The sequence below is a fragment of the Tessaracoccus luoxuelianae genome, assembly GCF_055326245.1.
On sequence record NZ_JBUZNO010000009.1, the window covers coordinates 64,373 to 76,750 of the forward strand.

The 12,378-nt window shown below is 70.6% G+C and carries 9 protein-coding genes and 1 tRNA gene; all 10 read left to right on the top strand.

The window, feature by feature from the left end; all coding sequences use genetic code 11:
- The first annotated feature begins 118 nt into the window (after positions 1-118).
- The 10 genes from ACZK39_RS13660 (at position 119) to ACZK39_RS13705 (ending at position 12,363) form a co-directional block, all read left to right on the top strand.
- Positions 119-1,504 (top strand): hypothetical protein, encoded by a 1,386-nt coding sequence (locus ACZK39_RS13660; protein WP_463613612.1) that lies wholly within the window; start codon positions 119-121, stop codon positions 1,502-1,504.
- The gene (tmk, locus tag ACZK39_RS13665; RefSeq protein ID WP_370586048.1) at positions 1,501-2,118 is read left to right on the top strand and encodes a dTMP kinase; all 618 of its coding nucleotides are present in this window, start codon (positions 1,501-1,503) and stop codon (positions 2,116-2,118) included. The genes ACZK39_RS13660 and tmk overlap by 4 nt, the downstream gene beginning before the upstream one ends.
- Before the next feature lie 34 nt (positions 2,119-2,152).
- Positions 2,153-3,301 carry a DNA polymerase III subunit delta' gene (locus ACZK39_RS13670; RefSeq protein WP_463613613.1) on the top strand — a complete coding sequence of 383 codons (1,149 nt, stop codon included), beginning with the start codon at positions 2,153-2,155 and terminating at the stop codon, positions 3,299-3,301.
- An 81-nt stretch (positions 3,302-3,382) separates the two neighbouring features.
- On the top strand, positions 3,383-4,813 hold the full coding sequence (locus ACZK39_RS13675; protein ID WP_463613614.1) for a DoxX family protein: 1,431 nt from the start codon (positions 3,383-3,385) through the stop codon (positions 4,811-4,813).
- A 62-nt stretch (positions 4,814-4,875) separates the two neighbouring features.
- Positions 4,876-5,733 (top strand): PSP1 domain-containing protein, encoded by an 858-nt coding sequence (locus ACZK39_RS13680; protein WP_182782135.1) that lies wholly within the window; start codon positions 4,876-4,878, stop codon positions 5,731-5,733.
- Positions 5,726-7,381: an alpha/beta fold hydrolase gene (locus tag ACZK39_RS13685; protein ID WP_463613615.1), complete on the top strand. Its 1,656-nt coding sequence runs from the start codon at positions 5,726-5,728 to the stop codon at positions 7,379-7,381. Before ACZK39_RS13680 ends, ACZK39_RS13685 begins: the two co-directional genes overlap by 8 nt.
- A 59-nt stretch (positions 7,382-7,440) precedes the next feature.
- Positions 7,441-7,516: transfer RNA gene (locus tag ACZK39_RS13690), tRNA-Thr, on the top strand.
- A 101-nt stretch (positions 7,517-7,617) separates the two neighbouring features.
- Entirely contained in the window at positions 7,618-9,855 is a 2,238-nt protein-coding gene (locus tag ACZK39_RS13695) for an AGE family epimerase/isomerase (RefSeq protein ID WP_463613616.1), read from the top strand.
- An 83-nt stretch (positions 9,856-9,938) separates the two neighbouring features.
- Complete coding sequence (locus ACZK39_RS13700) at positions 9,939-11,288, top strand: flavin monoamine oxidase family protein (RefSeq protein ID WP_182799128.1); 1,350 nt, start codon at positions 9,939-9,941, stop codon at positions 11,286-11,288.
- The gene (locus ACZK39_RS13705; protein ID WP_463613617.1) at positions 11,266-12,363 is read left to right on the top strand and encodes a winged helix DNA-binding domain-containing protein; all 1,098 of its coding nucleotides are present in this window, start codon (positions 11,266-11,268) and stop codon (positions 12,361-12,363) included. Before ACZK39_RS13700 ends, ACZK39_RS13705 begins: the two co-directional genes overlap by 23 nt.
- The last annotated feature ends 15 nt before the right edge of the window (positions 12,364-12,378 follow it).

Consider the following 12,378-nt stretch of genomic DNA (forward strand, 5'->3'; position numbering starts at 1 on the left):
CAAGGCCGACGAGCGAAGTAGCACTTGGTTGTTCGTCGAGCGAGGAGAACGCGGCGAGGCGCCGCTGGGGCGCCGTCAATCGCAGCGAGTTTCTGGCGCAGGACACTAGGGTTGGCGCATGGCTAAGAAGCGTCGCTCCGTGCTCAGGCTGGAGGCCCCCTTCAGTTCGGATCCGCCGCGGCTGACCTCAGAGGCGGTGGGCCTGCCGAGGATCCTGCGCCGGCCGGCCGCGTCCTACACCATGGACGTCACCATCCTCGACGTCGACGACGCCCGTCTGCTGCGGGCGGGGGTGATCGTGGCGCACCGGGTGATCGAGGGCACCGGGGAGTGGTACCTCGCGGCTCAGGGCTGGGCGCCACACCTCCCCGCTGAACAGGTGGAGCCGCTGGGCGCCTCCGGGGACCTGCCGGAGCACTACGCGCGCCTGATCCGGCCCCTCACGCGGAGGGGGGTCCTGGGCCCTTTGGCCGCGTTGCACTGCGAGCGCGACGAATGGGCGCTGCGCACCAGCGAGGGCCAGGTCGCCGCCGTCGTCCGGGACGAGCGGGTGAGGATCCGTCGCAGCGGCATCACCACCGCCCGCTACCGCGAGATCACCATCACCCCGACTGAGCATCTGACCGGTCAGCAGCGCGAGTTCCTCGTCAGTGCGGCGATGGCGGTCAACGCCACCGTCGTGGACCAGTACCCCACCGTCGCGCAGCGGCTGGGTGCGCCCGCAACGGGACTGACGAGCTTCCCGCGGCCGCGGGAGACGCGCCCGGACCCGTCCCTGGAGGAGTACGTCAGCTCGCTGTTCGCCGAGCATCTTCAGGGGATCGTGCGGGCGGATCTGGCACGCCGCGCCTCCTTTCTCGAGGACCTGGCCGATCTCAACGCCCGCCTCTGGGCGTTCGGGCGCGACCTCCGGGGACTTGCCCCGGTGCTCGAGCCGTCGTGGCGCGAGGCCACGGAGCGCTCGCTCGCCGGACTGCCGTACTCATCGCCGGCGGAGGCGGAGAGCCCGCTGCTGGATGTCATCGACGCCCTGGTGGGGGCCGCCCGGGCACCCAGGCTGGGAGACCTGGCGCACAAGCAGGCGGGTGAGCAGCTGTACCACCGCGCTGAGCAGGCCACCCTCATCCTGGCCGACCGGTGCCGCTCCCTCACAGCGGACTCTCCGGATGACCAGTGGCAGGGAGCGCTGCGCGCCGCCGAGCAGCTCGAGGTGGTGGTGGGGGTGGCTGCCCCCCTGTTCCCGAAGGTGGTGACCCGCATTCTGCGCCGGCTCGCGGACGTGACGCAGGAGCTGCGCGGGTGCGCGCTGGGCACGTTCGCTGGAGATCCCGCCCTCGACGGGTTGAGCGCGGCTCAGGCGTTCGCCCTCGGCCGGGACGCCGAACGCAAACGCGCCCTGGTCAAGGCGCGACGCGAGGCGTTCATCGAGCGCTGGCCGGCGCGCGTCGTAGAGGCCCGGAAGCTGATGCTGCGAGCCAAGAAGAAGCAGGCGAAGAAGCGGTGACGGGCGCGTTCATCGTCTTCGAGGGCGGCGACGCGGTGGGCAAGACCACCCAGGTGGAACGCCTGTCGGCCTGGCTGACACAGCGGGAGGCGCCGCACCTGACGACCCGCCAACCCGGCGGGACCCAGGTGGGCAACGAGCTCCGCCGACTGGTGCTGGACCCGGCGATGGGCCATGTGGACGCCCGCGCGGAGGCACTGATGTACGCGGCGGACAAGGCCCAACACGTGCACGAGCTGATCGCACCCGCGCTGGAGCGGGGAGAGACGGTGGTCTGCGACCGCTATGTGGACTCGATGATCGCCTACCAGGGGGCTGGTCGGGCCCTGGACATCGAGGATGTGGCGCGGATCGCATGGTGGGCCGTCGACGGGCTGAGGCCGCATCTGACCGTCCTGCTGGATGCGGATCCCTCGGATGCCGTGGAAGGGCTCTCCGAGAAGGACCGCCTCGAGGGGGCGGGGATCGCCCTCCACCGCCGCGCCCGCCACTTCTTCCTCGATCTGGCGGCTCAGGATCCGGAGCGCTACCTCGTGCTCGACGCCAGGGCCACGCGCGACGAGCTGGCCGGCGCCATCGCGGCACGCGTCGGGGCGCTGCTCGGGTTCGCCTGAGCGAACCGTCTGCGGGCCATGGCAGGATGGCGCCATGGGCGATGTGTTCTCCGAACTGATCGGGCAGCAGCGCGCCGTCGCCACCCTCCGTCGCGCCGTCGAAGGGCGTAGCCACGCCATGAGCCACGCGTGGCTCTTCGTGGGGCCCCCCGGTTCCGGCAGATCCAACGCCGCGAAGGCGTTCGCAGCGGCCCTGCAGTGCCCCGACGGCGGCTGCGGGCACTGCCAGGAGTGCCGCACCACGCTGGCGGGAGCGCACCCGGACGTCACCCTGTTGCGGACCGAGCAACTCTCCATCGGGGTCGACGAGGTGCGCGCACTCGTGGGCCGCTCCGGCATGGCCCCGGTGAAGAACCGCTACCAGATCGTCGTGGTGGAGGACGCGGACCGGATCACCGAGCGAGGCGCGGACGCCCTCCTCAAGGGGCTGGAGGAGCCGGCACCCAGGACGGTGTGGCTCTTGTGCGCGCCCAGCGCGGACGACGTCATCATCACCATTCGGTCGCGGTGCAGAGGCATCAAGTTGGTGACCCCCAGCGACGACGCGGTGGCGGAGCTCCTTGTGTCCCGCGACGCTATCTCCCCGGCGCTGGCGGCGCACGCGGCCCGGGCCGCGCAGGGGCACGTCGGCCGCGCGCGAGTGCTGGCGCGTTCGGAATCGGCGCGGATCAGGCGCCGCGAGATCCTCTCCCTCCCCGGCAAGCTCAACTCCGTCACCGCGTGCCTCACCGCGGCCGAAAACCTGGTCTCCTCCAGCGCGGAAGAGGCGGCCGCGGTCACCGGTGAGCTGGACGCGAAGGAGTTGGCCTCCCTGCAGGAGATGTTGGGCCTCGGCGGACGCGGCGCCAAGCCGCGCAACGCGCAGGCCGCGGTGCGGGACCTTGAGGACCAGCAGAAGGCGCGCGGGAAGCGGCTGCAGCGTGACGCCCTGGATCGTGTGCTCACCGAGCTGACCGGCTACTACCGAGACGTCCTGGTGAGTCAGACGGCCCCTGAGGTGCCGCTGGTCAACGCGGACCTGGCGGACGAGATCGAGCCGGTGGCGCGCCGCTCCACCCCGGAACAGACGGTCCGAGCCCTGGACGCCATCCTGCAGGCGCGCACGGCATTGGAGGGTAACGTGGCGCCCCTGCTCGCGCTGGAGGCGCTCCTGATCAGCCTCTCGCTCGCTGCCCGGACCTGACGTCGCGGGCGTGTCACCCGGACTGGGCCGCGGTAGTGGTGCCAAGATGAACAGCACGACTGCCCACGGATAGGGGAACTCATGTCCAACAACGATTGGGTCCAGGAAGGCACGCCTCGCGACGAGGAATGGACGGCCGAGCAGGACGAATACGGCGTGCCGGTGGAACCAGCCGAGTGGGATGACTACGCCTCGGAGCAGACCGTGCCCGTCCCCCCCGCCCCGGTCCAGCCGGCCGCGGAGGTCGAGCAGGGCGAGCCGCCGGTGACCGGTGAGGACGGGGACGGCGAGGCCGTTGAGCCCGCCCAGGAGGAGCCCCCTGCGGCCGAGGCGAACCAGCAGCCGGACGAGGAATGGCAGGCGGAGGTGCCGGCGTCGCAGGATATTTCCGCGGGTGAGGGTGCAGACCAGCGTGTCGACGACGAGTGGGCGGCCGACGAAGCCGTCGCGGACTCCCAGGGGCATCAGGTGGTCGATGACAGGGGGGCCGACGAGGAGCCGGTTGTCGAGGAGGGTGTTGCAGAGGAGTCCGTGGTCGAGGATGAGCCGGTTGTCGAGGACGAGGCCGCAGCCGAGGAACCCGTAGCTGAGGAAGCCTTCGCAGATGGGCCCGTTGTCGAGGATGAGCCCGTTGTCGAGGAGCCGACCGTCGAGGAGGCGCCCGTCATCGAGGAGGCGCCCGTCATCGAGGAGGCGCCCGCACCTGTGGGGGCGTTCGGGCGCCCGGCGGATCGCGAACCTCTGAGCGAGGACGATGCCGAGTCGACGAGGGCCATGCCCATGCTCGCCGGCGGGGCTGCCGGAGCCGCCGGGACGGCCAGCGCCGCTCCTGGAGCTGCAGCCGTGGCGGGCGCCGCCACGCTCGCAGGGCTGTATCGCGCAGACCGCGATCGTGCCGAGGAGACTCGCGTGATCGACGGCGCGCAGCGTCAGACCTATGACGATGAGCTCGCGGAGGAGGAGCGCCAGGCTCACCAGTTGAGGGCGGACAAGGAGGCCCGCAACCAACGCCTGGGGCTGGTCCAGACCTCGGACGCCAATGCTGTCCGTGACCCGAGCCCGGTCCGCCGCCGCGGCGTCGGGCACTTCGGTAGCTTCGGTCTCTTCGTGCTTCGGCTCGTCACCGCCGCGATCATCGGTGTGGTGGGTTATCAGGTGCTCAGCGACATCGATGCCACCGCCGAGTTCCTCGGCGCAACCCTCCTCCCAGAGCCGCGGCTGGTGGCGTGGATCGTCGGATTCGGGCTTGCCGTGCTCGCTGTGCTCCTTGTCATCGGGCTCGCCGTGCGGGTGGCGGGCCTCCTGTTGGCCGTCGTGGCCGTCGGGTCGCTGGTCTTCATCCGTTGGGGCCAGTTCAGCCCCTTCGTCGCCGGCATGGAAGGGTTCCTGGGGGACCACGACCTCCTCCTGGCCGCCGTCGGCATCCTCTTCTTCTCCCTGGGGGGCGGGCGTTGGGGTATCGACGGTGCCTTCGTCAAGGCGAGGGAGACCGCCCGGGAGGCGAAGCACTGACCGCCGGGCACGGAGCCGGAGGCCACCGCCCGAGCGCTTGGGCCGGTCACTAGGCTGTGGGCATGGCACGGGTGATGGCCGTCGCCTTCGAGCGGTACGGCCAACTGCACTACCTCGACCCAGGGGACCGTCACTACGCGGTGGGAGACTGGGTCCGGTTCCCCACGCCCGACGGCGAGGAGGTGGCCCAGTGCGTCTGGGCGCCGGAATCCGTGGCCGAAGGCTTCGAAGGGCTCCCCGTCTGCCCCGGTCCCGCCACCGCGTCGGACCTTGATCGTGACCGGGCGAACCGGCGGATCCGCACAGAGGCGGCAGACACCGCCAAGTCGCTGATCGCGAAGCACCGGCTGCCGATGAAGGTGGTGGGTGTCGACTTCCTGGACCGGTCGGCGGATTTCGACCGCATTGTCGCGGTGTACTACACGGCACCCCACCGGGTGGATTTCCGCAACCTTCTGGGGGATCTGGCGCGGGCCCTGGATGCGCGGATCGATCTGCGGCAGGTGGGTGCCCGCGATGCCGCCCGGCTGATCGGTGGAGTGGGCAGTTGTGGTCGTGAATTCTGCTGCACCACCTTTCTCACGGACTTCGAGCCGGTGTCGATGCGTCTTGCCCGCGTGCAGGGCCTGCCGCCCAACCCCCTGCAGATCTCGGGCGCGTGCGGGCGGCTGATGTGCTGCCTGAAATACGAACACCCGCTGTATGTGGACTTCATCCAGCGCGCACCTGCCGTCGGGGAGCAGGTGAGCGTCGACGGGAACCCCGGAGTTGTCACAGGTCACAGCGTGACCGAGCAGATGGTCACGGTGCGCCACGGCGGCGGTGAGATCGTGCGTTGCCCGCTGGAGTCGGTCTGTTCGACGGCGCGTGGCCGCAGCGCCTTCGCTCAGGGGTCGGCCGGGAAGGGTGCGGATGAGTAGGAGAGTCAACCTCGTCCAGGCGGTGCTCGGGATGATCGCCCTGGCCCTGGTGGCCACTCTGTTCATGGGCGGCTTCGTGGGGGGCACCAACAGGGACGAGCCTGCCTCGCCCAACACGCCAGGGCCCGCCACGCCGTCGGCGATGGATCCCGGTGCACGGATGCCGGGTGTGCCGGAGCGGCCCATCGCGGAGCATGAGACATTCCCGCCCAAGCCCGGGCAGAACGAGGACAGGCTCCTGGACTACCAGCCGTCGGCAGAACCGGCGGTGGATCTACTCCCCTCGGCCGGGGACCTCGAGGCATACGCCAGCCAGGTGGTGGACTGGGCCGTGTGCGACGACGGCTCCGGCGGGCAGTGCGCCACCGTGAAGGTGCCCCTGGACTGGGAGAACCCGGCCGGGAAGGCCATCGAGATCGCGGTGCGCCGGGTGGTCGACGGTGACTCCTCCCGGGGCCCCCTCTTCGTCAACCCCGGCGGCCCGGGCTTCGGCGGACAGGACTTTGCGCAGCGCCTCGCCGGGAGGTGGACCAACTTCGACGCCATCGGATGGGATCCCCGCGGCACGGGGGAGTCGACCTCCGTGGTCTGCGGCACCCTGGAGCAGACCGACGAGATCATGGAACTCGACGCGAGCCCCGACGACGAGGCCGAGGATCTCGCGCTGCAGCAGGGCGCCGTGGACTTCGCCCAGCAGTGCAGGGACAGCTCGGGGGAGTTGCTGGACCACATCACCACCATCGACGTCGTGCGGGATCTGGACCTCCTGCGTCACCTCCTGGGCGCCGAGAAGCTCAACTACGTCGGGGTCTCCTACGGCACGTATGTGGGCGCGATGTACGCGCAGTTGTTCCCGGGGTCGGTCGGCCGGCTCGTGTTGGACGCGGCTGTGGACATCACCGGCGAGGGGGACATTCCTCAGACGCAGGGCTTTGAGCGGGCGATGGGCAACTTCACGCAGTGGTGTGCCGGATCGGAGCTCTGCAGCCTCGGGGATGACCAGGCCGAGATCACCGACGGCATCGACGACTTCCTCACGGGCCTGGACTCGGCGCCCCTGCAGGTGGAAGGGCGCCTCCTCACCCAGACGATGGCGGCCACCGGCATCGCCTTGTACCTCTACGAGGACGAGGAGGCGTACCGAAGCCTGGATGAGGTCATCGCCAACGCCATGGCGGGAGACGGGGAGGCGCTGCTGTACTCCGCGGACCTCCTCAACGGGCGTGGACCCGCCGGCTACGACACGATCGCCTACGCGTTCCCCGCCATGGTGTGCGCCGACGCCGCGGACGAGGGCATCGCCCCCGTGCCGCAGGAGTGGCGCGACACCTTCGATGAGGCCCCCCTCATGGCGCCCCACATGGGGATGGGCTACACCTGCCAGCTGTGGACGGCCGCGCCGGCGCCACAGATCAGGATCACCGCCCCAGGAGCGCCGCCCATCCTCGTGGTGGGCACCACAGGGGACTCGGCCACTCCCTACGAGCAGGCCCAGTCCATGGCGGACCAGCTGGAATCCGGCACGCTCCTGACCCTTGACGGGGCCGGCCACGGGGCCGTCACTGGAGACAACGGATGCATCGCCGAAGCCGTCGACGCCTACCTGTATGACGGTGTGGCCCCCGAGGAGGGCACAACCTGCTCCTGAACGGGAGGGTCTGCACGCTTTGCCGCGGGGAAGCGTCGCCGGTATAGTTCCAGCTTGCCGCCGCCCTAGCTCAGTTGGTAGAGCGACGCTCTCGTAAAGCGTAGGTCACGGGTTCGATTCCCGTGGGCGGCTCCAGTGCCAGGCCCTGATCCCCGGATCGGGGCCTTCGTGCTTCCTGACGCGGGCTCCCCGGGTCTGAGGGCAGCACGGCGGTGGGAATCGCTAGAGTTCCGCCCATGGCCCAGTTCGATCTCCCCCTCGACGCCCTGCGCACCTACCAGCCCGACGTGCCCGAATCGCCGCGCTTCGACGAGTTCTGGTCATCCACGCTCGCTCACGACGAGCCCGTGGCGCTGCTCGAGGAGGCGCTGATCGACAACCGGCAGGCGCTGATCGACACCTACGACCTGACGTTCACCGGCTTCGGGGGCGCACCCGTCAGGGCGTGGCTGCACGTTCCCGCCGGCGCCAGCGGCCCGCTGCCCACCGTCGTGCGCTACCACGGGTACTCGGTCTCGCGCGGCATGCCGCTGGCTCCGGTGTTCGCCGCCGCCGGGTACGCGCAGTTCGACCTCGACAATCGGGGGCAGGGCTGGCACTCCGCGAGCGTGTTCGAGCGGACCCCGGATCCGGACGTGGCGGCGGGGGAGTTCGGCCCGGCCGGCCCCATGACGAAGGGCATCTCATCTCCGGAGACGTACTACTACCGCCGGCTCATCACCGACGCGGTGCGGATGCTTCAGCTGGCCGCCGGCCACCGGCTCGTGGACGCGTCCCGGCTGTTCGTCGCCGGAGGATCGCAGGGCGGCTACCTGACGCTCGCCGCCGCGGGGTTGGCGCCGTCGGTGGGGATCAGCCTGGCCGGCGCCATGCCGGACGTGGCGTTCATGTGTCACATCCGCAGGGCGGTGGGGCTCACCGACGACGCCCCGTTCTCCGACATCGCCCGCTTCATCAGGGCGGCCCCGCACCTGGAGGACGCGGTGTGGGAGACGCTTGGCCACTTCGACGGGGTGTCGTTCGCGCGGCGGGCCGAATGCCCGGCGCTGTTCTCGGTGGCGCTGGCAGACACCATCTGCCCCCCGTCGACGGTCTTCGCGGCGCACAACGCCTACGCGGGGCCGCGCGAGATGGTCGTGTATCCGCACAGCGGCCACGAGGGTGGCCAGGACGTCCAGGTGTGGCGCCAGCTCGGCTGGCTGCGCGAGAGCCTGAGAGAGGCCGGCGTGCCCGATCTCTTCGGCGACCATCCGGACCGCTTCGCGGACCCGACGCACCGTCGCTTCCTCGTCGACCACCGCCGGGCCCTCCTCGACTTCTACCAGCCGGAGGTCTGCCTGCCCTCCGGTGGATTCGCCTGGATCGGCAGCGACGGACTCGCGATGCCGGAGATGGGGGCGCAGCTGTTCATCGGTGCCCGGATGATGCACGTCTTCTCGCTGGCCGCCCTGGAGGGTCGCCAGGGCGCCCGCGAGGTAGTCGAGCACGGGCTGGACTTCTACCTCGACGGTCCGGGCCGCGATCCTGAGTTCGACGGATGGGTTCCCGTCCTGGGCGGCGACCAGCCTCAGGACCGCAAGGAGCTCTACGGCACCGCCCAGCTCCTGCTCGCCGCCAGTACGGCCACCGCCGCCGGCTTCAGCAGAGGGCGTGCGCTGCTGGACGCTGTCTCGGCCGTCATCGACCGCCACTTCTGGCGCGAGGAGGACGGGATCTGCGTGGAGGGCTACGACCGCACGTTCACCCAGCTCGACGAGTACCGGGGCCAGAACGCCAACATGCATCTCACCGAGGCATATCTGGCCGCCTACGAGGCCACCGGGGAGGCCACCTACCTCACCCGGGCGACGTCCATCGCGCGGCGCATCGCCGCCCAGGCGGCCGGCCAGGAGGAGGGCGCGTGGCGGCTGCCCGAGCACTTCACCGCAGGCTGGGAACCCGACAACCAGTACAACGCCGACGATCCCCGGCACGCCTTCAGGCCCTATGGCTCCCAGCCCGGCCACTGGCTGGAGTGGACCAAGCTGCTGCTCCAGCTCAGGGGCCTCGGCGTGGACGAATCGTGGTTGCTGCCCGCCGCGGCCGCGTTGTTCAACGGGGCGGTGCATGACGCGTGGAGCGAAGGCTTCGTCTACACGGTGGACTGGGACGGCTCCACCGTGGTGGAGGAGCGGTTCTTCTGGGAGGTGGCCGAGGCCATGGGCGCGGCGCGTTACCTGTGGCTCGACACCGGGGACGTCTCGTACCAGGAATGGTACGAGCGGCTCTGGCGCTTCGCCGACCGGCACTTCGTGGACCATGAGCTGGGCAGCTGGCACTCGGAGCTCGACCGCAGCCTCGTGCCGGTGACCCACACCTGGGAAGGCAAGCCGGACCTCTACCACGTCTACCAGGCCACCCTGTACGCTTCACTGCCGGCAGATCAGGGCTTCGCCGCGTGGCTCACTTCAGCCGAATCGACCGCCCTGGCTTAGGAGACTCCCGGCATCACCGCTGGAGGGGGCCTTGTAGGCTGGTCATCGCTTCCCCGATCCGGGGTACGTCAAGGAGGAACACCGTGTTCGACTGCGCCATCATCGGGGCCGGCCTGGCAGGGCTGGTCGCCGCGCAATACCTCACGGACCGCGGGCTGAACGTCACCGTCCTCGAGGGGCGAAACCGCGTGGGCGGCCGCGTCGAGAACAAGGTGCTGAGTGACGGCTCCTACGTGGAGCTTGGCGGCCAGTGGATCGGCCCCGGCTTCGACGAGCTCGTCGAGATCATCGACTCGCTGGGCCTCGAGACCATCGGCCTCCCCGCCCGAGGCAACCTGGTGGTCCGCCTGCGCGGACAGGCCCTGCAGGTGCCGTCGAAGGAGGACACCCCGGCGCTGACCCCGTTCGAGGTCTCTGATCTCGGGCAGGGCCTGCTGCGGCTGCGTCGCCTGGCCGAGCGGCTCCGCGACGACCCGGCCTGGCGCAAGGCCAACGACGTCTGGCTCAAGCAGGATCTCCGCCGGTGGGTCACCACCAACCTGCGGACCCATGGCGCGCAGCGGCGCTTCGGAGAGGTGTACGCCGCGGCGTTCGGGCCCATGCCGAAGGACGCCACGCTCGTTGAGGGTCTGCATCAGGTCAACTCCGGGCCGGATCTGGAATCCATGCTGGCCAGCAATGGCGGGCTCCATCAGCAGCGCGTGCAGGGGGGCATGGCCGCCGTGGCAGAGGCGCTGGCCGCCCGGCTGGGCGATGTGGTGCGGCTCGATGCCGAGGTGACCATGGTGGAGCACGCTGAGCGTTCTGCCAGGCTCAGGCTCGCCAACGGTCAGCAGGTAGAGGCCCGGCAGGTGATCTCCACCCTGCCGCCGAGGCTCGCCGTCGCGCTGCCGCACCAGCCGGCGCTGGCGGCGTGGCGCGCGGAGGCCGCGGACAAGGTGGCTCCCGGCAATGTGATCAAGGCCTTCCTCATCTACTCGCGCCCCTTCTGGCGCGAGTTGGGCTACTCCGGTCAGTCCAGTGCCGACGAGGGCGCGGTGCGGGTCACCTTCGACACCACGTCGGACAACTCCGAGCGCGGGCACCTGATGGGCTTCTTCGAGGGCGCCGACGCCGACAGCCTGTCGCGCCGCTCAGTCACGTTGCGTGAGCGGGCCTTCGTGGATTCTGTCGTGCGCACGTTCGGTGACGTGGCCGCGTTCCCACTGTCCTACATCGAGCGTGACTGGTCCGCGGAGAGGTTCACCGGCGGCTGCCACGGCGCGCACTTCGCGCCCGGCGTCTGGACCACCAACGGACCCGTCCTCGCCGAACCCGAAGGGGTTCTGCACTGGGCGGGGGCCGAATACGCCACCCGCTTCAACGGGTACCTGGAGGGTGCGGTGCGCTCGGGCCGCGAGGTGGCAGCCGTTGTCGCCCGGAACCTCGCCTGACGCACGGCTCGGCCGGCTGCGCCTGGTGGCGCAGGGCCTGATCACGCGGCCGTTCGGCACGCCCGCCGACGCGGTGGCCGCGCTCGGTGCCATGCAGGGCCAGGACCTGCCCGGGGTGCTGGCCTCGGCCGCTCTGCGGACGCCGCTGGGCATCGAGGCCGTGCTGTCGGACGTCGCTGAGGGACGGCTGGTGCGGGGATACCCCATGCGGGGCACCGTCTTTCTCCTCCCCGCTGCCGACGCTGCCTGGATCACCGAGCTCTGCGCCCGTCCAGCGATGCGCGCGGCCTCCGCCCGCAGCCACCAGTTGGAACTCGACGAGGCGCAGATACTCCACGCCCGCGACCTCGCGATCGAGGCGCTGGACGCCGGCCCGATGCCAAGGGCCGCGCTCTTCGACCACTGGGAGGCCCACGGGCTGAGGCCCAAGGGCGGCCGCGGCTACCACCTGCTGTTCCACCTCATTGCCGGCGGGACGCTCTGCTACGGGCCGTGGAACGGCGCGGATCAGGATGTCGTGCTGGCCTCCCGCTGGCTGCCCGCGGGGTCGTCGCTGGAGTCGCGGTTCAACGGGGATCGGGTCGCCGCAGTCGCCGAGCTGCTGCGCCGGTACCTGACCAGCCACGGTCCCGCCACCATCAGGGACTTCGCGTGGTGGACGAAGTTGGGGCTCGGGGAGATCCGCTCGGCACTGCCGCTGGTGCTGGGTGACCTGGAGGGCGCGGCAGGGGGGCAGGAGGCCAGCCACTGGCGCCCAGGCCTGGTGGAGGAGGCCGCGGCGCTGGGGCGCCGGGCGTCGGCGCCGCTCCTGCTGCCGGGCTTCGACGAGTTCGTGCTCGGGTATCAGGACCGCCTGTTCGCGCTGACCGCTGAGGAGCACCACCAGCTGGTGCCCGGCAACAACGGGGTGTTCAAGAAGTCGATCGTGGCCGGCGGTCTGGTCCGCGGCATCTGGACCCGCGCAGGCCGAGCTGGGGCTCGCAGGCTCGAGACCGTGGAGTTCACCGCTCTCAGCCCCACGGTGCGCAGGCAGCTGGCGGTCCGCTTCGCGGCCTTTCCCTTCGTCGCCCCCTGACCCCCCGGACACAGC